Below are 26,631 nucleotides of genomic sequence, written 5' to 3'. Positions count from 1 at the left end.
GATGATGTCGGCATGAACTCAGGCCGCGCGAAGGCTTGTTGCCGCCTGGAGGGCGCCGGCCAGCGACTTCTCGCGGTGGTCCGGGCCGACCTGGACGCCGTCTGCCGGAATGAATTCGACGCCCGTGACGCCCATGAAGCCGAACACCCAGCGCAGATAGCTTTCGAGATGTTCGCCTGCTGCGTACGGCGTCTCGCCGCCGTAATAGCCGCCGCGTGAGATCGCCACGATCACGCGCTTGCCGCCGACGAGCCCCTCGGGCCCGGTTGCGCCGTATTTGAAGGTCTTCCCCACCACCAGAATGCGATCGATCCAGGCCTTGAGCTGGCTCGGAATCGTGAAGTTGTACATGGGCGCGCCGATCACGATGATGTCGGCGGCCAGGAACTCATCCAGCGCGGCCGCGCTCGCGGCAAGGTCGGGTCCGAGTTCCGCCGGTGCGGGCGCGCCTTGCGCGGCGGCGAGGTGCGAGCCGGAGAGGTGGGCCAGCGGGGTCTGGGTCAGGTCGCGATAAGTGATGTCCAGTGAGGGCGTCGCCTGCCGGAGCCGGTCGACGATGGCGGCGGAAACCTGCCTGGAGACGGAGTGGGGGCCGAGCACGCTGGAGTCGATATGGAGCAGTTTCATTTGGGGTCACCCTGGTATAAGTTTGTAACCAGAGCTACATGAGTGACTATCGAAAACCCCGCAAGAACGCACTTTTTTGAGCCATGGGCACATCTTTGAAACCTAAGAACACCGGTTTTCCTGCGACGCCGCGGCCCGATCCAATGCCGCATCCCGACCATGCGGACTGCCGTGGGGTCGCCTCCGTGCTGTCGCGCGTCGGTGACAAATGGAGCGTGTTCGTCATCATGATGCTGAGCGACGGACCTAAGCGCTTCAACGAGCTGAAGCGCATGATCAACGGCATCTCGCAGCGCATGCTGACGTTGACGCTGCGGGGGCTTGAGCGCGACGGCCTCGTTACGCGCACGATCTTCCCCACCATCCCGCCGCGGGTGGACTATGAGTTGACTGATCTCGGCCGCGGTCTCCAGCAGCCCGTGAAAGCGCTCGGCGAGTGGGCGATCGCGCACCAGGAGCAGATCGCGATGGCGCGCGTGCGCTTCGACGCGCGCAACGAGAGCTAAAGCAGCGACACCAGCCCGCCGCCGTGACGCTCCAGCTTGCCGGCAAGCTCGAGCTCCAGCAGCACCGTGCGCACGATCGCGGGCGAGGCGCCGGACATCCGCACGAGATCGTCGATCGAGATGGGGGTGGGACCGAGCAGGCCGGTGATCTGGTCGCGGTCGTGGCTTTGCGGATCGCTCTCGAACGGCTCGCTGTCGGGCTCGCTCACGGGGTGCATCAGCGGCCGCTCCATGATCGGTGCGACAGCATTGATGATGTCGGCAGCTTCGGTGACGAGGGTTGCGCCCTGCTTGATCAGATCATTGGCGCCGGCGGCCCGCGGATCGAGCGGCGAGCCCGGCACCGCGAACACCTCGCGGCCCTGTTCGGCCGCCATGCGCGCGGTGATCAGCGAGCCCGAGCGGTGCGCCGCTTCCACCACGACGACGCCGAGCGAGGCGCCCGAGATCAGCCGGTTGCGGCGGGGAAAGTCGCGGGCGCGCGGCTCGTGGCCGAGCGGCATCTCGGAGATCGCAGCCCCCGCGTGGTCGAGGATCCCCGCGAGCAGGTCGCCATGCTCGGGCGGATAGATGCAATCATGACCACCGGCGAGCACCGCGATCGTGCCGCTTGCGACGCTGGCGCGATGTGCGGCCTGATCGACGCCGCGGGCGAGCCCGGAGATGACGATAAAACCGGCTTCGCCAAGCTCGCGCGCCAGCAAGCCTTCGAATTTCAACCCGGCACCGGAGGCGTTGCGCGAGCCGACGATCGCGATCATCGGCCGCATCAGGGTTGTGGTATCGCCGCGCACGGCGAGCAGCGGCGGCGCATCGTCGATCATCGCCAGCCGGGCCGGATAGCCGTCCTCGCCGGGCGCGCGCCAGGCGATGCCGAATTTGCGGCTTGCGGCGAGCTCGGCCTTGGCCTCATCCGCGCTGCAGATGCGGCCCGACCGCGACGCGCCGCCGCGGCGCGCCAGATCAGGCAGCCGTTCCAGCGCAGCAAGCGGGCTGCCGAAATGATCGACCAGAGAGCGGAAGGTGCGCGGCCCGACATTGTCGGAGCGGATCAGCCGCATGCGGTCGATCCGCTCAGCCTCGGTCAGCTCCACGCTCGGATTGATGGCGTCCACGGCGTCTCCCTTGTGGGGGCAGCATGGAACAACCTGAGGGCGTTGCGCAACAGCGGCGTGCGCTTGCGCGACCTCGCCCCGATGCTAAAAGCGATGCCAATAAGAAGGATTTTGCCATGATCTCACTTGCCGACCTCCAGCGCCGCATCGAAGCCGGCGAGTTGTCGCCCGATGCCGCCATCGCGCAGTCGCATGCGGCGATCGAGGCCAAAGAGAAGGACGTCCGCGCCTTCGTCCGCCACGACAAATCCGCGAAGGCGCAAGCCTCCGGTCCGCTGCGCGGCATCGCGGTCGGCATCAAGGACATCATCGACACCGCCAATATGCCGACCGAGATGGGCTCGGAAATCTATCGCGGCTGGCAGCCGCGCGCCGATGCGCCTGTTGTCATGATGCTGAAGCGAGCGGGCGCCACCATCATCGGCAAGACCACGACCACGGCGTTTGCCTCGCGCGATCCGACGCCGACGCTCAATCCGCATAATCTCGGCCATTCGCCGGGCGGCTCGTCCTCGGGCTCTGCGGCGGCCGTCGGTGCCGGCATGATCCCGCTGGCGCTGGGCACCCAGACCGGCGGCTCGGTGATCCGGCCCGCCGCCTATTGCGGGACGGCCGCGATCAAGCCGTCGTTCCGGATGCTGCCGACGGTCGGCGTGAAATGCTATTCATGGGCGCTCGACACGGTCGGCCTGTTCGGATCACGTGCGGAAGATCTCGCGCGCGGACTTTTGGCGATGACGGGTCGCACCGAGTTTTCCGGCATCGTCCCGGCGACATCGCCGCGCATCGGCGTGGTCAGGCAGGAGTTTGCCGGCGCCGTGGAGCCGGCGGCCGAGGAGGGCTTGCAGGCCGCGATCAAGGCCGCGGAACGTGCCGGGGCCCGCGTGCAGGCGATCGATCTGCCCGAGGCGGTGCAGGAGGCCTGGCGCATCCACCCCATCGTCCAGGATTTCGAGGCGCATCGCGCATTGGCCTGGGAGTTTTCGGAGCGTCACGACGAGATCGCACCGATGCTGCGGGCAAGCCTCGATGCCACCGCCAATCTGACGCCGAAAGACTATGACGAGGCGCGCCGGATCAGCCGTCGCGGCCGCCGCGAGCTCGGCGAATTGTTCGAGGGCGTCGACGTGCTCCTGACCTATTCGGCCCCGGGCACGGCACCGGCCAAGGAGCTCGCGACGACAGGCGATCCCCGCTACAACCGGCTCTGGACGCTGATGGGCAATCCTTGCGTCAACGTGCCGGTGCTGAAGGCGGGTGGCCTGCCGATTGGCGTGCAGGTGATCGCGCGCTTCGGCAATGATCCGGTCGCGCTCTCGGCGGCGTGGTTCCTGGAGAACGCGCTGGCGAAATCAGGTTAGCGCAAGTTCGGAAGCGACAAGGGACTGTGCGGGCGCAGAGAGCGGTGCGCCGACCTTTGCATCTTGTCCGAGCCAGCGCTCTGCGGCTGCGCGCCCGCTCCGATGCAGGAGGCGAATGAAGCCGCGGCCGAGATCGGTGGACGAACGTTGTGCCAGGCCGTCAACGGAATCTTCCGCCGCGATCCTGGAGAGCCGCAGCGACGGCGCGGCATGCGCTTGCGCCCATTCGATCGCCGCGATCTCGGCATTGAGGGCGGCGTTGGCCGCGATCTGGTCGAGCCGGCGATCGATCGCGGCGAGCGTGATCGGCACGTAGCTGTCGCGCGCCGGCGTGACCTGGACGAGCAGGACGTCGGCGGTGGTCGTTTCCTGCGCCAGCCGCAGCAGCGGCGGGTTGCCGCCAAAGCCGCCGTCCCAATAGGCTTCGCCCTCGATCTCGACGGCGCAGTGAACCAGGGGCGGACAGGTCGAGGCCAGCGCGACGTCGGCGGTGATGGCGTCGTTGCGGAAGATCTGCTGCTGCCCGTCGCGGATCCGTGTCGCCGCGATCAAAAGCTTGGGGCAGTCCGGATTGAGCAGGGCGGCGAAATCGATGTCGCGCGACAGCGCCTGCCGCAGCGGATCGAGATCGAACGGATCGAACTGGCCGGAGCGCAGCGTCGGACCGAACGCGACCGAACTTCCCGCCGGCGAAAAGCCGCCGACCAGCATCAGCGAGCGGAACGAGGCCTCGTGCATCAGGCGGAGCCAGAACCGGCTCAGCCGTGCCCGGGCCGCTTCGCGGCCGCCTTCGGCAAGGCCGGAGGCGAGCAGGAGCGCATTGATGGCGCCGGCACTGGCGCCGCTGATGGTGTCGATCTCGATGGGCTCTTCCAGCAGCCGCTCCAGCACACCCCAGGTAAAGGCGGCAAAGGTGCCGCCGCCCTGCAGCGCCAGCGAGAGCTTTCGCGGCGGCCATTGGCCGGCGGGTAGCTGCGCGCGCGGAACGGGCGCGGTCGTGGTCACCAGTTCGACCGTCACAGGCGCTTGCGCGATCGGATCAGGCTGCGACGTTGGCGGCAGCACGGGAGGAGGCTCTGGCGCGGGGGGCGGCGAGGGCGCATCGGACCAGATGTAGGTGGTCGAGAGCAGCCGGCTTGCCGCGGTGCTCACCGCACCTCGCGAACCAACCCCGTCATGCGCGCCAACAATCTTCTCGCTCATTCTGAGCAACCGCGTAACCCATTTCCGCTGTCAGGATGACAGGCCGGAACCCGCTCGCCAATAGAACCGTGATTCGGCCGTCATTTGCGAACAGGAACTGACATATAATGCAGAAGAGGTGCCTAGGTATCCGTAGATGCCCGGCTGTGGACACGCGTTTGACGCGAACCGGAATCCGTTTCGCTCGAAAACGCTCTACGCCTTCTCGCCGATCCGGCTTTCCTTGCCGGTCTGCAAACGCTTGATGTTCTCGCGGTGCGCATAGAACAGCAGCAGCGTCAGCAGCGCCGTCAGCGCCGACAACGCGAGATGCCCGAACCACCACAGGAACATCGGCGTGACGAACGCCGCCACCAGCGCGGAGAGCGAGGAGTAGCGGGTGGTGAAGGCGGTCGCCAGCCAGATCAGGCAGAACACGACGGCGCCAGGCCAGAACAGGCCGAGCAGGATGCCGATATAGACGGCCACGCCCTTGCCGCCCTTGAACTTGAGCCAGACCGGGAAGAGATGGCCGAGGAAGGCGCCGAGCCCGGCGACCATGGCGGCATTGGGTCCTGCGATGTAGCCGGCGATCACCACGGCCACGGTGCCCTTGAGCGCGTCGAACAACAGGGTGCCGGCGGCGAGGCTCTTGCGTCCCGTGCGCAGCACATTGGTGGCGCCGATGCTGCCGGAGCCGATCGAGCGGATATCCTGGGTGCCGGCGAGCTTGGTCAGGACCAGCCCGAACGGGATGGAGCCGAGGAGGTAGCCGATGACGAAGGCCACCGGCAGAAATGCTTCAAGCCCCATGGCGGCAGCTCCAAAGGCCCGACTTCCGAGCCGAACGATTGCGCACATCAGACATGTTCGTAGACCGTGCGTCCGCCGACAATGGTGCGCACCACGCGGCCTGTAAAGCGGGCCTCGTCGAACGGGGTGTTCTTGCAGGGCGATTTGAGGTCGGCGGGATCGACCACCCAGGGCACATCGGGGTCGATCACGATGACGTCGGCCGGGCTACCTGCACGCAGGGTTCCGCCAGGCAGGCCGAGCAACTCGGCCGGGCGGGTCGACATCGCGCGGATCAGCGTCTTCAGGTCCAGCTCGCCATTGTGCACGAGGCGGAGGCCGGCGGGCAGCATGGTTTCGAGACCAACGGCGCCGGGAGCGGCTTCCGCGAAGGGGAGGCGCTTGACCTCGACGTCCTGCGGATTGTGGTCGGACATGATGACGTCGAGGAGGCCGGAGGCGATTGCGGCCACCAGCGCGCGGCGGTCGTCCTCGGTCCGCAGCGGCGGTGACAGTTTCAGGAAGGAACGGTAGGGGCCGATGTCGTTCTCGTTCAGCGCAAGATGGTTGATCGAGACCGAGGCGCTGACGGCGAGCCCGGCGTCGCGGGCGCGCTGGAGGATCTCGAGGGAATCGATGCAGGTCAGCGAGGCCGCGTGATAGCGGCCGCCGGTCAATGCCACGAGGCGCATGTCGCGCTCGAGGATCACGGCCTCGGCGGCATTCGGGATGCCCATCAGGCCGAGCCGCGATGCGAACTCGCCCTCGTTCATCACGCCTTCGCCGACGAGATCGGGGTCCTCGGTGTAGTGCACGATCAGCGCGTCGAAATCGCGCGCGTAGGTCAGCGCGCGGCGCATCACCTGCGCATTGGTCACGCTTCTGACGCCGTCGCTGAAGGCGACGGCGCCCGCGGCCTTGAGCAGACCGAACTCGGTCATCTCATCGCCGTGCATGCCCTTGGTGAGCGCCGCCATCGGCTGGATGTTGACGATCGCGGTGTCGCGGGCGCGGCGCATCACGAAGTCGACGGTCGCCGAATTGTCGATCACCGGAGAGGTGTCGGGCTGGCAGATGATTGTGGTGATGCCGCCGGTCGCGGCCGCCTGGCTGGCGGTGGCAAAGGTCTCGCGATGGCTGAAGCCGGGCTCGCCGACGAAGGCGCGCATGTCGATCAGGCCGGGCGCGACGATCTTGCCGGAGCAGTTGACGATGTCGGTGCCTTCGGGGACGCCGGCCGCGCCGATGCCGCGGCGGGTCTCGCGGATGGCGCCGTCGGCGATGAGGACGTCGCCGACACCGTCGAAATCCCGGGAGGGATCGACGACGCGGGCGTTGGCGAGCAGGATGGGGCGGCGATCGGTCAACATCGGCATCACGCGTTCGGCAGGTTACGGGCGAGCGCTTCCAGCACCGCCATGCGCACGGCCACCCCCATCTCCACCTGTTCGCGGATCAGGGACTGCGCGCCGTCGGCCACGATGGAGTCGATCTCGACGCCGCGGTTCATGGGGCCGGGATGCATCACCAGTGCGTCGGGCTTGGCGTAGGCGAGCTTCTTCTGGTCGAGCCCGAAATAGTTGAAGTACTCGCTGGAGGACGGCACGAAGGAGCCGTTCATGCGCTCGCGCTGCAGCCGCAGCATCATGACGATGTCGGCGCCGTTGAGCCCCTCGCGCATGTCGCGTGCGACCTCGACGCCCATCCGCTCGATGCCCGGCGGCAGCAGCGTGGTGGGGCCGACCACGCGGACGCGGGCGCCCATCGTGTTGAGCAGGATGATGTTGGAGCGGGCGACACGCGAATGCAGCACGTCGCCGCAGATCGCGACCACGAGCCCTTCGATCCGGCCCTTGTTGCGGCGGATCGTCAGCGCGTCGAGCAGGGCCTGGGTCGGATGCTCATGGGCGCCGTCGCCGGCATTGATCACGGAACCGTCAACCTTGCGCGCCAGCAGTTCCACCGCGCCGGAGGCGTGATGGCGCATCACCAGGATGTCCGGGTGCATTGCGTTCAGCGTCATCGCGGTGTCGATCAGCGTCTCGCCCTTCTTCATGGACGAGGAGGACACCGACATGTTCATGACGTCCGCGCCGAGCCGCTTGCCCGCGAGTTCGAACGAGGATTGGGTCCGGGTGGAGGCCTCGAAGAAGAGGTTCACCTGCGTCCGTCCCCGCAGGACGGTGCGCTTCTTGTCAACCTGGCGGTTGAGCTCGACATATTCTTCGGACAGGTCGAGGAGGCCGGTGATGTCGGCCGCGGAAAGGCCCTCGATGCCCAGCAAATGCCGGTGGCCGAGGACGAAGGTCGATTTCGATGTCATTAAAACGAGAGCTATAGGCGCGGATGGATGAGGGGGCAAGGGCCAAAGCCGGGGCGGTGAGTTATCCCCTGATCTGTCGGTTTGGTCGCTCTGGCGCGGCCTGTCCCTACCTTCCCGTCATGCCCGGGCTTGTCCCGGGCATCCACGATCTTCTATCGCATTTGACGCAAAAAGAACGTGGATGGTCGGGATAAACCCGGCCATGACGATGTGGGGGCATTTCGTGAAAACAATTCTGACTGTGCTTCTGGCTGCGATGACAATCGGTGCAGCCCACGCCCAATCGCTCCCCGGCGGCTTCGTCTATCTGCGCGAGATCGATCCCGGCATCATCCAGGACATCCGCTACGCCACGTCGAACAATTTCGTCGGCCGGCCGCTCGCCGGCTACAATGCCGGTGAATGCGTGGTGAAGCGCGAAGTCGGGCTGCGGCTGAAGGCGGTTCAAGAGGAGCTGGCGGCGCAAAATCTCTCGCTCAAAATGTTCGACTGCTACCGGCCGGCGCGAGCCTCGCTCGACATGGTCAAGTGGTCGCAGAACGGTCACGAGAGCGCCGCCGAGCGGCGCTACAATCCCAAAATTCCCAAGACCGAACTGTTCCGCCTCGGCTACATCGCGAGCCGGTCGCAGCATTCCACGGGCGCCGCGCTCGATCTCACTTTGGTCGATCTCAAAGCCGACAGCGCCGCCAAATACGATCCGGCAAAGACCTATGCCGATTGCACCGCGCCGGTCGAAGCGCGCGCGCCGGAAGGCAGCGTCGACATGGGCACCGGCTACGACTGTACCGATGCCAAGGGCCATACCGCGGCACCGGCGATCACGGCGGAGCAGCGCGCCTGGCGCAAGCGGCTGGTGGCTGCGATGGCCGGGCAAGGCTTTGTGAACTATTCGAAGGAGTGGTGGCATTTTTCCCTGCCGGGGGCAGGCGGGGCAGCCTATGATTTCCCGATCCAGCCGCGCCGGAACTGATTCCGCGCCGAGGAAGCACCATGACCCAGCCTGTATTCGCGACCCACGAGGTCTTCAACCAGTCGCCGCCGTTCGAGGATATCGACCTGTTCGTCGTGGATCGGCCGCTGGTCGATGCGGTGAAGGCCAATGGCGGTGCGGCGGCGGAACGCGAGCTGTCCGAGTTCGGCAAGCAATGGGGCTCGGCCGCGATGGCCGATCGCGGGCGCGTCGCGAACGAGAGCACGCCGAAGCTGCGCACCTTCGACGCCAAAGGCAATCGCCGCGACCAGGTCGAGTTTCACCCGGCATATCATGAGCTGATGGCGCACAGCGCCCATGCCGGCGTGCACAATTCGACCTGGACCGCCAACGGCAAACCTGCGGGCGATGCCGCCGAAGTCATTCGTGCGGCAAAATTCTACATGGTAGCCCAAGTCGAGACCGGCCATCTCTGTCCGATCACGATGACCCGCGCCTCGGTCGGTGCGCTGGCGATGCAGCCGGACCTGCTCGGCAAGGTGATGCCGGTGCTGTCGACCCGGAGCTACGACCCGAGCTTTGCGCCGTGGTGGCAGAAGCGCGGCATGACGCTCGGCATGGGCATGACCGAGAAGCAGGGCGGCACCGACGTGCGCACCAACATGACGCGCGCGGTGCGCGAGGGCGTGGCCTATCGCATCACCGGCCACAAATGGTTCATGTCGGCGCCGATGTGCGATGCCTTCCTGGTGCTGGCGCAGGCAGACAGCGGGCTGACCTGTTTCTTCATGCCGCGCTTCGCGCCGGATGGTTCCGTGAATGCGATCCAGTTCCAGCGGTTGAAGGACAAGCTCGGCAATCGCTCCAATGCCTCGTCCGAGGTCGAGTTCGTCGGTGCCTACGCCGAACGGGTCGGCGAGGAGGGCAAGGGCATTCGCACCATCATCCAGATGGTCCAGCTGACGCGGCAGGATTGCGCGATCGCCTCCGTCGGCCTGATGCGCTCGGGGCTCGCGCATGCGCTGCATCACGCCCGTCACCGCAGCGTGTTCCAGAAGCATCTGGCCGACCAGCCGCTGATGCAGGCCGTGCTGTCGGACATGGCGCTGCATGTCGAGGCGAGCACGGCGCTGGTGATGCGGCTCTGCCGCGCCTTCGACCGCACGCCGCACGATGCGGCGGAGGCCGCCTATATGCGGCTCTTGACGCCCGCGATCAAATACTGGACCTGCAAGAGTGCGCCGCCGTTCCTCTATGAGGCCATGGAATGCCTTGGCGGCAACGGCTATGTCGAGGACGGCATTCTGGCGCGGCACTACCGGGAGTCGCCGGTCAACGCGATCTGGGAGGGCTCCGGCAACGTGATGTGCCTCGACGTGCTCCGGGCGCTCTCGCGCGAGCCGGAGGCGGCGACGGCTGTGCTGCAATCACTTGCGGCCGAGACGAAGGGCTTGCCCGGCGCAGGCGAGACGGCCACCTTCATCGGCAAGACTCTTCGCCGCGCCGATGGCGAGCGCGTCGCGCGGCTTGCGGTCGAGAAGCTGGCGCTGCTGGCTGCGGCTGCGGCTCTCAACGGGGTTTCCCCGCGCAATGCCGAACTGTTCGCGAGCACGCGCCTTGCGGCCAATCACGCCAGCATGTACGGCGCCGTCGAGCTCGACAGCGGCGAGGCCCGCGCGTTGCTGCAGCGGGCGCTGCCGTGAGTCTTCCCAACGAAAGCCTCCTGATGGACTCCCTCAATCCCGACCATCCGCCGTTGACCGTGACGCCAGCGACGCCGCGCGTCTGGATGTTCTGGGGCACCGCGTTGTGGGGCCTCTTCGTCTTCGTCGCGATGTTCGTCGGGCAAATCGGCGCCGTCGTCCTGCTGGTGGCGCAGCGTGGTCTTCCCATGGACTTCGCCTCGCTCCAGGCGGTCGGCCGCGATCCGCAGGCGCTCGCGCTCTCGGTCATCATGGGCCTGCCGACGACCCTCCTGGCGGTGTGGCTCGCCATTGCCATCAAGAAAGCCTCCTTCGTCAACTATCTCGCGCTGCACTGGCCGTCCTGGAAGCAGCTGCTGTTCGGTGCGGTCGGCCTCATCCTGCTGGTGCTGGTCTGGGAGACGATGTCGCGCGCGCTCGGCCGCGAGGCGACGCCGGGCTTCATGACCGATCTGTTGAAATCGGGCCGCGACAAGGGCGCGGCGCTGTTGCTGCTGTTCGCCTTCAGCGTCGCTGCGCCGATGTCGGAGGAGATCCTGGCGCGCGGCTTCCTCTATCGCGGCTGGTCGGCGAGCTTCCTGCGCGTGCCGGGCGCGATCCTGCTGTCGTCGCTGGTCTGGACGGTCGTGCACCTGCAATACGACATGTACTTCCTCGCCGAAGTCTTCACCATCGGCCTGTGGTTCGGCTACATGCGCTATCGCGCGAATTCGCTCTGGCTCACCATCGTGCTGCATGCGCTGAACAATCTGACCGCGGTGGTCCTGACGATGTGGCTGGGGAGCTAAGCCGCCAGCGCGATCGCGATCGGCATCGTGATCGCCGCCAAAATTGTCTGCAGCGTGATGATCTGCGCCAGCAGCGGCGCGTCGCCGCCCATCTGGCGCGCCATCACATAGGCGCTGGACGAGGTTGGCACCGCCGCGCAGATCGCCACGATGGCGCGGCTGTCGCCCGACAGTCCGAACCAGACGGCCAGCACCAGCGCCAGCGCAGGCATCAGCGCGAGCTTGAAGACGACGCCGATGGCCGCGGCCAGGCTTGGACGCAAGAGGCCTTCGAGATGCAGACCGGCGCCGGTGACGAGCAGGCCGATCGCGAGCGAGGAGCGGCTGAGCGCGTCCGCCACCTCGTGCCAGAGTTTTGGCAACGGCAGGTGGGTGACATTGACGAAGAGCCCGATGGCGCAGGCCCAGATCAAGGGGTTGCGGATCACCGTCATGACGATGGTGCGCGCTGACTGCTTCTCCGGCGCGGCGTAATGGGCGAGCACCACGACGCTCAACACGTTGACCAGGGGAATGATCGCGACCATCGCCACGGAGGCGAGCGCCAGCCCGACATCGCCGAACATGTTGGCGGCCACCGACAGCCCGACGAAGGTCTGCCAGCGCGTCGCGCCCTGGAAGATCGAGGTGAAGGCGGGGCCGTCGATATCGAGCCGGGCCAGGGCAGGGCGCAGCGCGAGGCAGAGCAGCGACATCGCCAGCGCCGACAGCAGCAGCGCGCCGCCAACGCCGGCGACCGGCACCTTGGAGAGGTCGGCCTTCACCAGGGTCTGGATCAGCAGCATCGGAAACAGCACGAAATAGGTCAGCCGCTCCAGCCCGTGCCACTGCGTGTCCAGCCGCATCAGGCTGCGCTTCAAGACGATTCCCAGCACGATGAGGATGAAGACCGGCAGCAGCGCCGCAATCACGACGGCCATCGGTCAGGCGGTCCCTGGACGGAGATTGGCGAGGCGGTCGAGCGCGCCCTGCAGGATGAAGATCGCGGCGTGCTCGTCGATCACCTCGGCGCGCTTGGCGCGGCTGACATCCATGCCGATCAGCTCGCGCTCGACAGCCGCGGTCGAGAGGCGCTCGTCCCACAGGCCAATGGGGAGGGCGGTCAGGCCGGCAAGATTGCGGGCGAAGGCGCGGGTGGATTGCGCGCGCGGGCCTTCGCTGCCGTCCATGTTGATGGGCAGGCCGAGCACGAAGCCGACCACCCTGCGCTCGGCCGCGATCGCGAGCAGCCGGGCCGCGTCCTGCTTGAACTGCTTGCGCTGGATCGTCTCGACGCCGGTCGCAAGCCGCCGGTCCGGGTCGGACACCGCAACGCCGATGGTCTTGGTACCGAGGTCGAGCCCGACCAGCGCACCGCGGGCGGGCCAGTGGGTTGCAGCATCGACGAGAGGCAGGATAAGAGCCGGCATGCGTAGCGCATATCACGCGTCGCGCCGCGGAGTGAACCCGGAACAATGGATACGCTGACATTATTCGGTCTGTTCGCCGTCACGGCGATGCTGGTCAGTTACGCCCTGGAAGATCGCAGCCATTGGTTCGTGCTGCTGTTCGCCGCGTCCTGCGCGCTCGGCTCGGCCTACGGCTTTCTGCAGGGCGCCTGGCCGTTCGGTCTGGTCGAAGCGATCTGGGCCGTCGTGGCGCTGCGGCGGTGGCAGCTGAAGCCGTAGATCGTCCGGCGATAGCAACGAGCGCGCGAAATCGTGAACACAAAGTGCGTCGATCATTTGTGGCAAATCTCACACGGGTGACGTCGCGGGCCATGGCATGATGTCGCGTCTCCGGCTGCGCGCATCGATTGACGCTCTGGTTGCGAAGAGATATAAATGTAGGTCTAAAGTAGTGTGGGGCATGTGCCCCGATTTCCAGAACGAGCGGCAGCAACCGGCAGTCCAGCCCGTGCTGCAACCTTGGCGCAAATTTTTCAGGCGCCGACCACGTCCGATATTCGCCCAGTCATTTGAGAGGTCATGATGCTCATCAAGCCAAGCCTGATCGCGGGCTCAGAAAGGCGATTCAAGCAAGCCGAGTTCTCACCCGAAGCCTTGAACCGGAAATTGGGCGACGGTCCGATCGAGATGACGGTCGAGAAGATGCGCGTGCGCCAGCGCCAGCTTCTGGCCGAGACGCAGGACGTGGAGAAGGCCGAGATCGGCCTGGAGCGGATCATCCAGGGCAATGATCTCGACAGCATCAACTATCTCGCCAAGGGGACGGCGGCCTCGCGCTCGGTCTGCCGCATTCAGCTCAGAGATCTCAAGTCGAACCTGCTCGGCTATGGCTCGGGCTTTCTGATCGGGCCGGGCCTGCTGATGACGAACCATCATGTCTTCGGCAAGCCGGCCGACGCCGCCAATTCGATCGCCGATTTCAACTACGAGCTCGACGTCTCCGGACAAGAGCGTGTGCCGGTGCGGTTCGGCTTCGAGCCGGGCAAGTTCTTCTACACCAATGACAGGCTGGATTTCTCGATCGTCGCGGTGGCGCCGACCTCGCTGTCGGGCCACGAGGAGCTCGAGGATTGGGGATGGTTGCCGCTCAGCGGAGCGCCCGGCAAAGCAGACCCCGGCGAGTACCTCACCATCGTCCAGCATCCCAGCGGGCAGATGAAGCAGGTCTGCGTCCGCGAGAACAAGCTGCTCAAATATGTCGGCGACTTCCTCTGGTACAACACCGATACGACGGCGGGATCGTCGGGCTCGCCGGCGTTCAACCGCTTCTGGCAGGTGGTCGGGCTGCATCACAGCGGCGTTCCCCGGAAGGATTCGCAAGGCCGCACCCTGGCCAAGGACGGCAAGGTGTGGAAGCCGTCGATGGATGAATCCCTGATCGACTGGATCGCCAATGAAGGCATCCGGATCAGCGCGATCGTCGCCGATCTCAAGGTCGCCGTCGGCTCCCATCCCTTGATCAGGCCGGTGCTGGACGAGGAAGAGCCGCCGATCCGGCTCGAGGCCGAGAAGGTCAGCGCGCCGGTCGCCGCGCCTGCTTTCGGCGCCAATGTCTGGGTCGAGCAATCGCTCGACGGGACCTCGCTGGTAGTCCCGATCCGCGTGCCGTTGCCGATGTTCAGGAAGGACATTCCGTTCGCTCCGCTGGCACCCGTGCCGGGCCCGGCTGGGGGCAACGGAGGGGCGCAGAATGGCGGTATGCCGAACGGCGGCAAGCCGTTGATCGCTCCGCCGGCTGGCCTCCTGCCTCGCATCAGTGCGAACGGCCTGCCCATGGAGGCCGTGCATATCGATCAGAGCACGCTGAAATCGCGTCCCGGATACAAGGCGAATTTTCTCGGCACCGGTAAATTCTCGGTGGCCTTGCCGAAGATTCCGGCCGCTCTCAAGTCCCGGATCGCGACGCTGAAGGGAAGCTCCAGACAGTCCGAGCTGAAATATTTCAACTACAGCGTCGTCATGAACAAGGAGCGCCGGCTCGCCTTCTTCAGCTGTGTCAATATCGACGGCGGGCAGCAACAGGACGTCGGCAAGCGCGAAGGGGATTCCTGGCTGCGCGATCCGCGCATCGACGACGATGCCCAGATCGGCGACGAGTTCTACCGCAAGCAGGCCACCTTCGAGGCGGACCGCAGCAAGAATCCCTTCGATCGCGGTCATCTCGTGCGCCGCCTCGATGCGACCTGGGGCGACACCGTCGCCGCGGCCAAGCAGCATGGCGACGATTCCTTCCACTTCACCAATTGCTCGCCGCAGTTCTTCTCGTTCAACCAGGGCAAGCAGCTCTGGGCGGGCCTCGAGGACTACACGCGCGATGTCCTGCTCGAAGGCGAGGAGAAGGGCATCGTCATGAACGGTCCGGTGTTCGACGGGCCGGATGCCGATGGATCCGATCTGCCCAATCCGGCCGGGCGGCCGCACAAGGATCCCAGCTTCGGCGGCGTTCAGATCCCGAAATATTTCTGGAAGATTCTGATCCGACGTAACGAGGATGACGACGCGCTCAAGGCGGCGGCGTTCCTGATGAGCCAGCGAAAGCTGGTCATGGAGATCGATCGCATCCAGGAGGCGGATCTGCGCGAAAAGATGTCGGAGGAGGATGTCAGTGTCTTCCAGGTCTCGATCGCGGACCTCGCGAAATTGACCAAGCTCGATTTCGGCAATCTCACTGATGCGGATTCGCACGAGGCGACCTCGGTCGGTCCGCGGCGGATCGAGTCCTATGAGGACATTCGGCTCTGATGAGCGCTTCGGTTCGCGAAGCAGCGAAACCGAGGCGACGTTCGGGTGAGGGCAGGGGTGCGCTCTATCGAGGCACTGCTGTCCTCACCCGGTTTCTTTCGCCCAGACGCGCGTCCGACGTCAGCGGATCGCGATCGGGTTGATCATTGCCTGCACGCCGCCGGTCCAGCGCGGCTGGCCCAGCACGAACAGGAATTCATAGCCTTTGTCGCGAGCGAGCGCGGCGGTGTCCATGTTCTCGAGGATGTAGGTCCCGTTCATCGCGAGCAGGATCTGGTGCACCTCGAACACGTTCTTGGACTCGAACGGCAGCACTTCGAGCGCCCAAGTGTCGGCGCCAACAGCGACGACGCCCTTGCCGGTCAGGTACTTTGCGCCCTCGACGCCAAGTCCGGGCTCGCCGGCCGAGTAGCGCTTGTCGTCCTTGCCGATCAGGCTGAGCCAGCCGGAGTGGAAGATCACGACGTCGCCCTGGCGGATCTCGACGTTCTGCTGTTTGGCGGCTTCCTCGATCTCCTTGACGTTGAAGGCGGTGCCTTCCTTCACCACGTCGGTCTTGAAATAGGCGGCCATGTCGAGCAGCACGCCGCGCGTGACCGTCGGCGGCACCTTTTCGATGCCGAGCTTCTTCAATCCGTTCGGATCGGCAAAGTCGGCGAGCTTGTTGCCGTTGTAATAGACGTGCTCGACGCCGAGATGACCGAGCCCGTCGAGCTGGCTGCCGATGCCGACCCAGGTGTCGAGGATGTCGTCATTGTAGGTGGCCTTGTTGGGGCCGAGGCCCGGCTGCCGGCCTGTCCGGGCTGCACGATGGTGAGCTTGAACTGACGCGGCGGATAGGCAGGCGTCTGCGGTGTGACGGGAATGCCGAGCGCGTAGGTCTTGCCGGTCTTCACCAGGGAGGCGGCCTTCACCACGAGCTCCGGTGTCATGTAGTTGGCGGCGCCGATCTCGTCGTTCGGGCCCCATTTCGATTTCGTCCAGTCCTGAGCGCTTGCAGTTCCTGACATCGCCGACAACGCGGCGACGCAGCACAACACGAGCGTATTGCGCATCGATAGTCCTCCCGATGTTTTGGCTTCGTTATGGTAATTTGCGCTGGCAGTGCCGCATCCTAACGTCAAAGGCATCTGCGCTTCAAAATATTTTAGCGCGCGGTGCTGCGGCCGCCGAAACGCAGCGCGACGTCGCTGGTTTCAAGTGCGACGGATTTGTGACAGCGAATTTCGTGCGATGGAACGAAGCATCGCGTCAGGCTGCGATGACGTCCTCGTCCTGCTTCATGCACGCGGCAAAACCGCTCAGCGCGCTGGTTTGATGTCCGGCGCGGCGCTGGATGAAGAGTGTCTCGACGCGCGCATGCGAGGTGCTCAGCGTGTGGATCGAGACGCTGCCGTTCATTGAGCTGCGCTCGACGACGGCACGCGGCAGCAACGTCACGCCCATGTCGGCGGCAACGCAGCCGATCATGCCGTCGAGCGTGCCGAGTTCGAAGCGCGCGGCCGAAGGCCAGCCGAAGTCGACGAAGATCTGCTCGAGCCGTTGGCGGTAGGTGCAGCCTGTGCGGAACACCAGCGCCGTCGGGCCGGATTCCGGCGTGCCGGCGCGCAGCTCGGCGAGCGAGGTCCAGCGCCGCGCGCTGACCAGCACCAGCTCTTCGCGGAACGCGCTCATTGCGGTGAGGTCGGCATGCGTGATGGGGCCTGCGACGAAGGCGGCGTCCAGCGTGCCGTCGAGCACGCAGGCGACGAGGTCGGCGGTCGGCGCGGTACGCAAGGACAGGCGCACCGCGGGAAAGCGGCGATGGAAGTCGGCGAGCAGCGGCGGCAGCCGCACCGCTGCCGTCGTCTCCATCGAACCGATCGCGAGCGGCCCCTTGGGCTCGCCATCGTCGCGCGCGGCAAGCACGGCCTCGCGCGACAGCGCCACCATCCTCTGAGCATAGGGCAGCAGGCGCTTGCCGGCGCCGGTCAGCGTCATGCCGCGGCTATGGCGTTCGAACAGCGGCGTGCCGATCTCCGCCTCCAGCGCTTTCACGCGCTGGGTGACGTTGGATTGCACCGTGTTGAGCTCTTCGGCGGCGCGGGTGATGCCGCCGCTGCGGGCGACGGCGGCAAAGGTCTGGAGATCGCTGAGTTCCATCGTACCGTTTCGCGTTTGAGATGGTAGCGTTCTGTATAATTCAATTTTGGAGAATGCTATTCGCCCCTAGTCTTCCTGTCCAGACTGGAGGGACGCCATGCCGATCGCGACGCCGCTGACCCAGCTCCTGGGGATCAGGCATCCGATCCTGCTCGCGCCGATGGACACGATTGCGGGCAGCCGGTTGACGCGCGCGGTCAGCGAAGCTGGCGGTTTCGGAATACTTGGCGGCGGCTACGGGGACCGGGCGCGGCTCGAAGCAGAGACAAGGAAGCTGAGCGGCTTTGGACCATTCGGCATCGGCTTCATCACGTGGAGCCTGGCAAGGCAGCCCGATCTTCTCGACATCGCCCTCGACGCTCGTCCGCAGGCCATCATGCTCTCATTTGGTGATCCCGCGCCGTTCGCGCCGCGCATCAAGGATCGCGGCCTGCGTCTGATCTGCCAGGTGCAGAGCGAGGATATGGCCAAGCAGGCGCTCGATGCCGGCGCGGATATTTTGATCGCGCAGGGGACGGAGGCCGGCGGCCATGGCGCATCGCGTACTACGGTCGACATCGTGCCGGCGATCGTCGATCTCGCGGCCGGACGCGTGCCGGTCGTCGCGGCCGGCGGGATCGCCGATGGCCGGGGGCTCGCCGCAATGATGATGCTGGGTGCGTCCGGCGTGCTGATCGGCACGCGCTTCTATGCGAGCGTGGAGGCCGACGGCGCCGAGGAGGCCAAGCAGCGCATCCGCGCGGCAAATCCCAACGATACGGTGCGCGGCGTCATCGTCGACTGGTCGCGCAGCCTGTTCTGGCCGGCCCCGTTCACCGCTCGAACGCTGGTCAACGATCACATCAGGCGCTGGACCGGCCGCGAGATCGAGCTGATGCAGCGCGCGAGCGAGATTGCGAGAGACTATGCTGCCGCCAAAGCGGCCGGCAATTTCGAGATTGCCGCCGTCTTTGCCGGCGAGGCGGTCGGTCTGATCCATGATATTCCTGCGGCAGCCGAGATCGTCGAGCGGATCGCGATTGAGGCCGAACAGCTTCTTGCCGGACGTCGGAACTCGGTAGTGGCGGGGTAGGATTCTTCACCCTCCCCTGGAGGGGGAGGGTCGCTACGCATGTAGCGAAGCGAGTGCGGAGCGGGGTGGGGTGATCTCTCCACTCGGGCAGCGTCTCAATCGAGAGACTTTCACCCCACCCCGCTCGCGCTTCGCGCGATCGAACCCTCCCCCTCCAGGGGGGTAAGAAAAACGAGAGAGAATGACCATGTGGCCTGACCGTCGACTGATCGACCTCTTCAAGACCGAATCTCCGATCGTGCTGGCGCCGATGGCGGGTGTGATGGATGCGGAGCTGGTGATCGCCGTGGCAGAGGGCGGTGGGCTCGGCTCGTTACCGAGCGCGATGCTGTCGCCGGAGAAGGCGCGCGAGCAGGTCAACATGATCCGCCAGCGCGTGAAGGCGCCGGTGAACATGAACTTCTTCTGCCACACGCCGGTTGACCTTTCGACCGAGGCCGAAGCGCGCTGGAAGCAGCGGCTCGCGGGCTATTACACCGAGCATGGTCTCGATCCCGCAGCGCCGATCGCTGCGGCGAACCGCGCGCCGTTCGATTCCGCCTTCTGCGAGGTCGTCGAGGAGCTGAAGCCCGAGGTCGTCAGCTTCCATTTCGGTCTGCCGGAGCAGGCGCTGCTCAAGCGCGTCAAGGCCGCCGGCTGCCTCGTCATCTCGTCGGCGACGACGGTGAAGGAGGCGGTCTGGCTCGAACAGCGCGGCGTCGATGCCGTCATTGCGCAAGGCGCCGAGGCCGGCGGCCATCGCGGCATGTTCCTGACCGACAAGATCTCCGAGCAGCCCGGCACGTTTGCGCTGGTGCCGCAGGTCGCCGATGCCGTGAAGGTGCCGGTGATCGCGGCCGGTGGCATCGCAGACGGGCGCGGCATCGCGGCCGCCTTCGCGCTCGGTGCCTCGGGCGTGCAGATCGGCAGCGCCTATCTGCGCTGTCCGGAGTCCAAGGTCAGCGCCGGCGGCCGCAAGGCGCTGGCTGAAGCGCGGGACGATTCCACCGTGATCACCAATGTCATGACCGGCCGGCCGGCGCGCGGCATCCAGAACCGCCTGATGCGCGAGGCCGGCCCGATCTCGCCGGATGCCCCGCCGTTTCCCCATGCCGCGACCGCGCTGGGCCCATTGAAGACGGCTGCCGAAAAGCAGGGCAGGGTGGATTTCACCAATCTCTGGGCTGGACAGGCCGTGGCACTGGGCCGCGAGGTCCCTGCGGCCGAATTGACCCGGGATTTTGCCAAATCGGCGCTGGCCCGCATGAAAGCGCTGGCCAGCTAAGTCCCGGCGCCGGTTGCGGCGCAAAACCGGCCTCTGCTATACGGCACATAGGTTTTGCCGTGAGAGGCCTTATATAATGTCCGTCGACGCCGCTACCGTCCGCCGCATCGCGCATCTGGCGCGCATTGCGGTTTCCGAGGGCGAGGTTCCGCATCTGCAGGGCGAGCTCAACGCCATGCTCGCCTTTGTCGAGCAGCTCTCGGAGGTCAATGTCGAGGGCGTGGAGCCCATGACCTCGGTCACCCCGATGCAGATGAAGAAGCGGCAGGACGTGGTCAATGACGGCGAGATCGCCGACGATATCGTTGCCAACGCGCCCGCGACCGAAGGTCACTTCTTCCTGGTGCCCAAGGTCGTTGAATAGACAGGTTAGGTCCGATGTGCCTGCTTTGCGACGATGAGAAGGCCTATCAGGCCTACATGAACTATCTCGACAAGATGGAGCGGCAGGGCAAGGCTGCCGATCCCAACGTCGCCGTCAATGCCGTGCTCGACGAAATCGAGGCCGCCGCCAATGCGGCCGCCAAAAAAGACGACCCGGCCAACGACAAGACCCTGTCTCCGTTCTTCTGCAGCCCGATCAATAAATGACCGATTTGACATCGCTGACGCTCGCCGAGGCCCGCAAGGGTCTCGCCGACAAGACTTTCACGTCCCTCGAGCTGACCGACGCGCATCTGAGCGCGATCGAAGCCGCGCGGGTGCTCAACGCCTTCGTGATGGAGACGCCGGAGCAGGCGCGCGACATGGCGAAGGCCGTGGACGAGAAGATCGCCAAGGGTGACGGCGGTCCGCTCGCGGGCATCCCGCTCGGCATCAAGGATCTGTTCGCGACCAAGGGCGTGCGCACCACCGCATGCTCGAAGATCCTCGGCAATTTCGTGCCGACCTACGAGTCCACCATTACCTCGCAGCTGTGGCGCGACGGTGCGGTGATGCTCGGCAAGCTCAACAATGACGAATTCGCGATGGGCTCGGCGAACGAGACCTCGTGCTTCGGTCCCGTCGGCAATCCCTGGCGGCGCGAGGGAAGCAACACGACGCTGGTGCCGGGCGGCTCGTCCGGCGGCTCTGCCTCGGCCGTGGCGGCGCTGCTCTGCATGGGCGCGACCGCGACCGACACCGGCGGCTCGATCCGCCAGCCGGCGGCATTCACCGCGACCGTCGGCATCAAGCCGACCTATGGCCGCTGCTCGCGCTGGGGCATTGTCGCCTTTGCCTCCTCGCTCGACCAGGCAGGTCCCATTGCGCGCAGCGTGCGCGATAGCGCGATGCTGCTGCGCTCGATGGCCGGTCACGACCCCAAGGACACGACCTCGGTCGACATTCCCGTGCCGGATTACGAGGCCGCGATCGGCAAATCCGTGAAGGGCATGAAGATCGGCATTCCCAAGGAGTATCGCCTCGACGGCATGCCGGCCGAGATCGAAAAACTCTGGAGCGAGGGGGCGGCCTGGCTGAAGGCGGCCGGCGCCGAGCTGGTCGAGGTGTCGCTGCCGCACACCAAATACGCGCTGCCGGCCTATTACATCGTGGCGCCGGCGGAGGCGTCCTCCAACCTCGCGCGCTATGACGGCGTCCGCTACGGCCTGCGCGAGCAGGCCAAGAACATCACCGAGCTCTACGAGAACACCCGCGCCGAAGGTTTCGGCGCAGAGGTCCGTCGCCGCGTCATGATCGGCACCTATGTGCTCTCGGCCGGCTATTACGACGCTTACTATTTGCGCGCCCAGAAGGTGCGCACGCTGATCAAGAAGGATTTCGAGGATTGCTTCGCGCGGGGCGTCGACGCGATCCTGACGCCGGCGACGCCGTCGGCGGCCTTCGGCATCGGCGAGAAGGGCGGCGCCGATCCGGTCGAGATGTATCTCAACGACATCTTCACGGTGACCGTGAACATGGCGGGCCTGCCGGGCATCGCGGTGCCCGCCGGCAAGGATGCGCAGGGCCTGCCGCTCGGCCTGCAGCTGATCGGCCGTCCGTTCGAGGAGGAGACGCTGTTCTCGCTCGGCGAGGTGATCGAGCAGGCCGCCGGCCGCTTCACGCCCGCGAGGTGGTGGTGAATGCCGCGGCGTTCATCGCGAGCCTCGACGGCGCGGCCCCCGCGCCACACCTGAGTGCGCCGCTCGCCGGCCTATGGTGGGCCGCGAAGGGGGACTGGGACCGCGCGCACAAGATCGTCCAGGACGACAACGGCCGCGACGCGGCCTGGGTGCACGCTTACCTGCACCGCGTCGAGGGCGATCTCGGCAACGCCGGCTACTGGTACCGCCAGGCCGGCCAGCCGGCGGCAAAGGATTCATTGGAAGCGGAGTGGGAGCGGATCGCTGTCACGCTGCTCGGGAGCACGACATGAGCACGGCCACGCACAAGCTTCTCAAGGGCGCCACCGGTGATTGGGAGGTGGTCATCGGCATGGAGATCCACGCCCAGGTGACGTCGAAGTCAAAACTGTTCTCGGGCGCGTCCACCGCATTCGGCGGCGAGCCGAACACGCAGGTGTCGCTGGTCGATGCCGCGATGCCGGGCATGCTGCCCGTCATCAACGAGGAATGCGTCAGGCAGGCTGTCCGGACCGGGCTCGGTCTCAACGCGCAGATCAATCTGCGTTCGGTGTTCGACCGGAAGAACTATTTCTATCCGGACCTGCCGCAGGGCTACCAGATCAGCCAGTACAAGTCGCCTGTCGTGGGCGAGGGCGAGGTGATCGTCGATCTCGACGGCGGCCGCAGTGTCTCCATCGGCATCGAGCGGCTGCATCTGGAGCAGGATCCCGGCAAGATGCTGCACGACCGGTCGCCGTCGCTGTCCTACATCGATTTCAATCGCTGCGGCGTGGCGCTGATGGAGATTGTCTCGAAACCGGACATCCGCGACGCCGAGCAGGCCAAGGCATATGTGACCAAGCTGCGCTCGATCATGCGCTACCTCGGCACCTGTGACGGTGACATGGAGAAGGGATCCTTGCGCGCCGACGTCAATGTGTCCGTGCGCAAGCCCGGCGCGCCGCTCGGCACCCGCTGCGAAATCAAGAACATGAACTCGATCACCTTCATCGGCCAGGCGATCGAGTATGAAGCGCGGCGCCAGATCGAGATCCTGGAGGACGGCGGTCAGATCGAGCAGGAGACGCGTCGGTTCGATCCCAGCAAGGGCGAGACGCGCTCGATGCGGTCCAAGGAAGAGGCGCACGACTATCGCTACTTCCCCGATCCCGACCTGCTGCCGCTGGAGTTCAGCCAGGAATTCGTCGACGAGCTGAAGGCGAACCTTCCGGAGCTGCCGGACCAGAAGAAGACGCGCTTCGTCGCCGATCTCGGCCTGTCGGCCTATGATGCGAGCGTGCTCGTCGCCGAGCGCGAGAGCGCGGTGTTCTACGAGACCGTGCTCGACAAGCTCGGCAACCGCGCGCGCGACGGCAAGATGGCGGCGAACTGGGTGATCAACGAGCTGTTCGGCCGTCTCAACAAGGAAGGCCGGGATATTACGGGCTCTCCGGTCAACGCCGAGCAGCTCTCGGGGATCATCGACCTGATCGGCGAGGGCACGATCTCGGGCAAGATCGCCAAGGATCTGTTCGAGATCGTCTGGCAGGAGGGCGGCGATCCCCGCGCGCTGGTGGAAAGCCGCGGCATGAAGCAGGTCACGGATCTTTCGGCGATCGAAAAGGTTGTCGACGACATCATCGCGGCCAATCCCGACAAGGCCGCGCAGGTCAAGGACAAGCCGCAATCGCTCGGCTGGTTCGTCGGCCAGGTGATGAAGGCGTCGGGCGGCAAGGCCAACCCGCAGAGCGTCAACGACCTGCTCAAGTCCAAGCTCGGCGTCTAGCGTCGCGCGTTCGAACGAGGTGACGGACACGCTTCGTCACCTCGCTTTCGGTTCGTGATGCGGCGCTCGCGCGCATCCTCGGCGGCAAACTTCATCCCGACCAGACGCGATGCGACGGCCGAATCGCCGTCACGCGATTCGCGCAAAAAGGCGGCTCGCACACGCTCTGGCGAGCGCTCGCGCCGTTAAGCATGAAAATAATTTCGTTGCCAAAAATCGCGACTCAGAGTCCGCGAAATGCCCTTGCAAGGTGATCTCGACCGTCACGATGCGCACCGTCGGGTCGATCGTGCGCGATGCGCGCGTGCAGGAAAATACTTGCTGCATAGAGTTTTCTGCAATCGCATCTCTCGCAGACATCGACGATGCTGGCACTCTGCGCGATCGTGCAGACGCGTCATGCAGCGTGCTTGCATCGCGCTCGCCAAGCGCACGCGCCTTGCGCCGTCAACACTTCTTTAAGCGAGACGCTGTTTTTTTCGTTGTGTTGGTGTATTCGGGATGAGTGTGCACTCGATCCCCGAATGCATGCAGCGATTAAGCCATCTCACACATCGGAGGGCAACATGGCCAAGAAAGCTAAGAAGGCAAAGAAGGCGAAGAAGGCGAAGAGCGCAGTGAAGAAGACTGCGAAGAAGACCCGCAAGGTCGCCAAGAAGAAGTAACTTCGCTTCTGAAGTTGCCGGCTCCTTGAGAGCCGGCACGTCATCAGCGCCTCCCAGAGGTTCTGGTCGACGATAGAGGGTGTCGGCGAGACATCAGGTCAACGGTCGGACCGTTCTCTTTTGCGGTCCGGCAGAAGAAACAAGTTTTCTTCGTTCGGTGCGGGGCCGGTTCTCCGGTTCTGCAATTTCACGAGTGGCCTCGCGGTCAAAGTGGAATCTGGTCCTGACGTGTTCGCCGACGCCCTCGTTCTCCTGAGGCCGGGGTATTGCCGGCATTCCTTTTCCCCACATTGCTGATCTGACCACGGCGTCATCGTTGCGCTGGCCGCTCCGCCTTGGGCAGGCGAGGGCTGCGGGGCCGATTGCGCGCTGCTCGCACGCCGCTTTGCCATTCGCGGTGTCATCGCCGGGCTCCGACCGGGCGATCCAGTACGCTCCGGCTTCTCGAGCGACATTGCTGTCTCCGGAATACCGGCTCGTCCGCCTACCGCCTTCGCTGAAGCTTCGGCGCTCCAAGACGACGGACCCCGGCGAAGCCTTGGCCTTAGCCCGGGGCGCGCGACGAAAGCGAGTTGGGACGCCACAGGATGCGCCCACCGCGCGCGATGGTTATCGATGTCCCAAAATCCCAGGGTAAACCAAATCTGACGAATCGCGGAAGTGCCTGCAAATCAGGGACTTCTTGAATTCTGCGCGCCGGCGCCGCGCGCTCGCGTTTACGTCTGCTTCATCGCGATACTTAAACTGCCATTCAAATTTGCCCGCCATCATCGCCTCCAACAAGCCGGCAAACGGCGTTGGGCAAGAAGCCCAAGGGATGAGTTGAACAGTGCGCGGTCCCGGGAAGGGTCATGCACATCAGAGTTGGACGGGAGCCGCGCTCGGGGGAGCAAGGCACAAGAAAAAAGGGGATGCGTTATGTTTCAGGGTACTTTCGATCTGGAGACGGCAACGCCGATCGACGCGACCGCGCTGTCGGACGTGCTGTTCGAACGCGGGATCTATTGGGCGAGCGGCCGTTCCGGGCTGGTCGATCTCGTCGCCGCGCACAAATGGTTCAACCTCGCCGCCCTGAAGGGCCGCAAGGACGCCGTGACGCTGCGCCAGGAAGTCGCCGGGCAGATGTCGGATGCCGAGATCTCGGCCGCGCAGCGCGAGGCGAGGGCGTGGGTCTCCACGCACTGAACCGAGAATCGCATCCGCACCCGTGTTCGCACGGGTGGGCCTGGTTGCGCTGAATCAAGTTTCTTCGTCGTGCCGCACATAAGAACCGAGCGGCATGAGCGACACCGACACCAATGGACGATGGCTGCCGATTCAGATCGCTCCCGATGAGTGCGATCTGGAACTCGGACGTCCGCACAAGACGGGGATTCTGCCCTGGTCATTTCCGTGCCGGCGCAGGTCCGGCGTCTGGTACAACGTTTGGGCCGGCGAAGCGGTGCTGATTTCGCCCTCGCATTGGCGGATCTGGCGGTTCCACCGGTAGGCACGGACCGAACACATACCCACACATATAAGATAGCGCGAATCGAGCTGGAGCTCGCCGCCGATCCTTGCGCCAGGCTTTCGCGCCGGTCACACGAGCGCTTTCAGGTGAAAGAACGCCCAGACATTGATTGATTCTGCCGCTGGTTGGCGGAGAGGGAGGGATTCGAACCCTCGATACAGCTTGAGACCGTATGACGCTTTAGCAAAGCGTTGCCTTCAGCCACTCGGCCACCTCTCCGGTGCGAGCCTTATGCATCTAATTACTCGGGCCGGTCAATTTGGAAGCGTGTGTTTTCGCTCGAATATTCCCAGCGATTTTCGCGGCAAAGCAGTTTGGCCCCGGGGCGTGGCCGTAACGTTGCGAGAATCGGGCACAGAGTTGGAGCGTCCGGCGCATCTCGAAGGATAGTTCCGCCTATGAGAACGTCTTAGCTCGCGTAAGGCACTGAGTTTACTGGAAGAATTGATGGGACGGGGCGGGCGGCACAAGGTGCTCGTCGCGCACCTTATAATAGCCGTGCCTGCATCAGGCTGGAGGCGCGGAGCAGGTCGATGCGTTCTCCTTGAGTCTCCCTCCGATTCTACGATTCGAGTGCGTCAAAGCCCCTCCAGGCCGAGATCTCGCTTGCGGTGCCTTAAGTGGGG

25 protein-coding genes, 1 tRNA gene and 1 pseudogene are annotated in these 26,631 nt (G+C 65.3%); 16 read left to right on the top strand and 11 right to left on the bottom strand.

All coding sequences use genetic code 11. From position 1 onward, the window contains the following. Positions 1-18: 18 nt before the first annotated feature. On the bottom strand, positions 19-627 hold the full coding sequence (locus RAD04_RS17135; RefSeq protein WP_461624684.1) for an FMN-dependent NADH-azoreductase: 609 nt from the start codon (positions 625-627) through the stop codon (positions 19-21). Between the two features lie 83 nt (positions 628-710). On the opposite strand from RAD04_RS17135, the gene RAD04_RS17130 reads away from it, so the two are divergent. Further along, complete coding sequence (locus RAD04_RS17130) at positions 711-1,133, top strand: winged helix-turn-helix transcriptional regulator (RefSeq protein ID WP_461624683.1); 423 nt, start codon at positions 711-713, stop codon at positions 1,131-1,133. Here RAD04_RS17130 and dprA read toward each other — a convergent pair. Next, the gene (gene dprA, locus RAD04_RS17125) at positions 1,130-2,248 is read right to left on the bottom strand and encodes a DNA-processing protein DprA (RefSeq protein WP_461624682.1); all 1,119 of its coding nucleotides are present in this window, start codon (positions 2,246-2,248) and stop codon (positions 1,130-1,132) included. The genes RAD04_RS17130 and dprA overlap by 4 nt on opposite strands. 116 nt (positions 2,249-2,364) lie before the next feature. Here dprA and RAD04_RS17120 point away from each other — a divergent pair, with 116 nt between their 5' ends. After that, on the top strand, positions 2,365-3,609 hold the full coding sequence (locus tag RAD04_RS17120; protein ID WP_461624681.1) for an amidase: 1,245 nt from the start codon (positions 2,365-2,367) through the stop codon (positions 3,607-3,609). Here RAD04_RS17120 and RAD04_RS17115 read toward each other — a convergent pair. From RAD04_RS17115 to RAD04_RS17100, 4 genes are all read right to left on the bottom strand, one after another. Next, on the bottom strand, positions 3,601-4,812 hold the full coding sequence (locus RAD04_RS17115) for a patatin-like phospholipase family protein (protein ID WP_461624680.1): 1,212 nt from the start codon (positions 4,810-4,812) through the stop codon (positions 3,601-3,603). The two genes, RAD04_RS17120 and RAD04_RS17115, sit on opposite strands and share 9 nt — an antisense overlap. 195 nt (positions 4,813-5,007) lie before the next feature. Next, positions 5,008-5,604 carry a glycerol-3-phosphate 1-O-acyltransferase PlsY gene (gene plsY / locus RAD04_RS17110; RefSeq protein WP_461624679.1) on the bottom strand — a complete coding sequence of 199 codons (597 nt, stop codon included), beginning with the start codon at positions 5,602-5,604 and terminating at the stop codon, positions 5,008-5,010. Between the two features lie 47 nt (positions 5,605-5,651). Further along, positions 5,652-6,953: a dihydroorotase gene (locus tag RAD04_RS17105; RefSeq protein WP_461620676.1), complete on the bottom strand. Its 1,302-nt coding sequence runs from the start codon at positions 6,951-6,953 to the stop codon at positions 5,652-5,654. Between the two features lie 5 nt (positions 6,954-6,958). Next, positions 6,959-7,906 carry an aspartate carbamoyltransferase catalytic subunit gene (locus RAD04_RS17100; protein WP_018321103.1) on the bottom strand — a complete coding sequence of 316 codons (948 nt, stop codon included), beginning with the start codon at positions 7,904-7,906 and terminating at the stop codon, positions 6,959-6,961. A 256-nt stretch (positions 7,907-8,162) separates the two neighbouring features. Between RAD04_RS17100 and RAD04_RS17095 the strand changes: the two genes are divergently transcribed. From RAD04_RS17095 to RAD04_RS17085, 3 genes are read left to right on the top strand one after another with little or no spacing between them, the layout of a single operon-like run. Further along, positions 8,163-8,879, top strand: a complete 717-nt coding sequence (locus RAD04_RS17095) for a M15 family metallopeptidase (RefSeq protein ID WP_461624740.1) — start codon at positions 8,163-8,165, stop codon at positions 8,877-8,879. Positions 8,880-8,899: 20 nt separating this feature from the next. Next, a complete protein-coding gene (locus RAD04_RS17090) occupies positions 8,900-10,543 on the top strand; it encodes an acyl-CoA dehydrogenase family protein (protein ID WP_461624678.1) in 1,644 nt (547 codons plus the stop codon). 23 nt (positions 10,544-10,566) lie between these two features. After that, positions 10,567-11,331 carry a lysostaphin resistance A-like protein gene (locus tag RAD04_RS17085; protein WP_461624677.1) on the top strand — a complete coding sequence of 255 codons (765 nt, stop codon included), beginning with the start codon at positions 10,567-10,569 and terminating at the stop codon, positions 11,329-11,331. Here the strand turns inward: RAD04_RS17085 and RAD04_RS17080 are convergent. Then, positions 11,328-12,251 (bottom strand): AEC family transporter, encoded by a 924-nt coding sequence (locus RAD04_RS17080; RefSeq protein WP_461624676.1) that lies wholly within the window; start codon positions 12,249-12,251, stop codon positions 11,328-11,330. The genes RAD04_RS17085 and RAD04_RS17080 overlap by 4 nt on opposite strands. 3 nt (positions 12,252-12,254) lie before the next feature. Next, complete coding sequence (gene ruvX, locus RAD04_RS17075; protein ID WP_091967019.1) at positions 12,255-12,740, bottom strand: Holliday junction resolvase RuvX; 486 nt, start codon at positions 12,738-12,740, stop codon at positions 12,255-12,257. A gap of 45 nt (positions 12,741-12,785) precedes the next feature. Here ruvX and RAD04_RS17070 point away from each other — a divergent pair, with 45 nt between their 5' ends. Continuing rightward, positions 12,786-12,998 carry a hypothetical protein gene (locus RAD04_RS17070; protein ID WP_461624675.1) on the top strand — a complete coding sequence of 71 codons (213 nt, stop codon included), beginning with the start codon at positions 12,786-12,788 and terminating at the stop codon, positions 12,996-12,998. A 375-nt stretch (positions 12,999-13,373) separates the two neighbouring features. Further along, entirely contained in the window at positions 13,374-15,521 is a 2,148-nt protein-coding gene (locus RAD04_RS17065) for a DNA/RNA non-specific endonuclease (protein ID WP_461624674.1), read from the top strand. 120 nt (positions 15,522-15,641) lie between these two features. Here RAD04_RS17065 and RAD04_RS17060 read toward each other — a convergent pair. Then, positions 15,642-16,576 (bottom strand): annotated as a pseudogene (locus RAD04_RS17060) (cyclase family protein). 196 nt (positions 16,577-16,772) lie between these two features. Then, on the bottom strand, positions 16,773-17,663 hold the full coding sequence (locus RAD04_RS17055) for a LysR substrate-binding domain-containing protein (protein WP_461624673.1): 891 nt from the start codon (positions 17,661-17,663) through the stop codon (positions 16,773-16,775). A gap of 97 nt (positions 17,664-17,760) precedes the next feature. On the opposite strand from RAD04_RS17055, the gene RAD04_RS17050 reads away from it, so the two are divergent. The 9 genes from RAD04_RS17050 to RAD04_RS17010 all read left to right on the top strand — a co-directional run bounded on the left by RAD04_RS17050 (position 17,761) and on the right by RAD04_RS17010 (position 25,984). Then, complete coding sequence (locus tag RAD04_RS17050) at positions 17,761-18,735, top strand: NAD(P)H-dependent flavin oxidoreductase (RefSeq protein ID WP_461624672.1); 975 nt, start codon at positions 17,761-17,763, stop codon at positions 18,733-18,735. Positions 18,736-18,922: 187 nt separating this feature from the next. After that, positions 18,923-19,999, top strand: coding sequence for an NAD(P)H-dependent flavin oxidoreductase (locus RAD04_RS17045; RefSeq protein ID WP_461624739.1), 1,077 nt, complete (start codon positions 18,923-18,925; stop codon positions 19,997-19,999). A gap of 76 nt (positions 20,000-20,075) precedes the next feature. Continuing rightward, entirely contained in the window at positions 20,076-20,363 is a 288-nt protein-coding gene (gatC, locus tag RAD04_RS17040) for an Asp-tRNA(Asn)/Glu-tRNA(Gln) amidotransferase subunit GatC (protein WP_007611211.1), read from the top strand. A gap of 14 nt (positions 20,364-20,377) precedes the next feature. Further along, a complete protein-coding gene (locus RAD04_RS17035) occupies positions 20,378-20,590 on the top strand; it encodes a hypothetical protein (protein WP_018321091.1) in 213 nt (70 codons plus the stop codon). Continuing rightward, entirely contained in the window at positions 20,587-22,062 is a 1,476-nt protein-coding gene (gatA, locus tag RAD04_RS17030; RefSeq protein WP_461624671.1) for an Asp-tRNA(Asn)/Glu-tRNA(Gln) amidotransferase subunit GatA, read from the top strand. The genes RAD04_RS17035 and gatA overlap by 4 nt, the downstream gene beginning before the upstream one ends. Beyond that, positions 22,053-22,355, top strand: a complete 303-nt coding sequence (locus RAD04_RS17025; protein ID WP_271609620.1) for a hypothetical protein — start codon at positions 22,053-22,055, stop codon at positions 22,353-22,355. The genes gatA and RAD04_RS17025 overlap by 10 nt, the downstream gene beginning before the upstream one ends. After that, positions 22,352-23,830, top strand: a complete 1,479-nt coding sequence (gene gatB, locus RAD04_RS17020) for an Asp-tRNA(Asn)/Glu-tRNA(Gln) amidotransferase subunit GatB (RefSeq protein WP_461624670.1) — start codon at positions 22,352-22,354, stop codon at positions 23,828-23,830. The genes RAD04_RS17025 and gatB overlap by 4 nt, the downstream gene beginning before the upstream one ends. Before the next feature lie 1,583 nt (positions 23,831-25,413). Continuing rightward, on the top strand, positions 25,414-25,680 hold the full coding sequence (locus tag RAD04_RS17015) for a hypothetical protein (RefSeq protein WP_018321086.1): 267 nt from the start codon (positions 25,414-25,416) through the stop codon (positions 25,678-25,680). 94 nt (positions 25,681-25,774) lie between these two features. Continuing rightward, the gene (locus tag RAD04_RS17010; RefSeq protein WP_461624669.1) at positions 25,775-25,984 is read left to right on the top strand and encodes a hypothetical protein; all 210 of its coding nucleotides are present in this window, start codon (positions 25,775-25,777) and stop codon (positions 25,982-25,984) included. A gap of 147 nt (positions 25,985-26,131) precedes the next feature. Here the strand turns inward: RAD04_RS17010 and RAD04_RS17005 are convergent. Next, a tRNA-Ser gene (locus RAD04_RS17005) sits at positions 26,132-26,224 on the bottom strand. Positions 26,225-26,631: the final 407 nt, after the last annotated feature.

The sequence above is a fragment of the Bradyrhizobium sp. 25ACV genome, assembly GCF_054863005.1.
The sequence above is the reverse complement of the archived record's forward strand: the minus strand, read 5'-3'. Positions and strand labels throughout refer to the sequence as shown.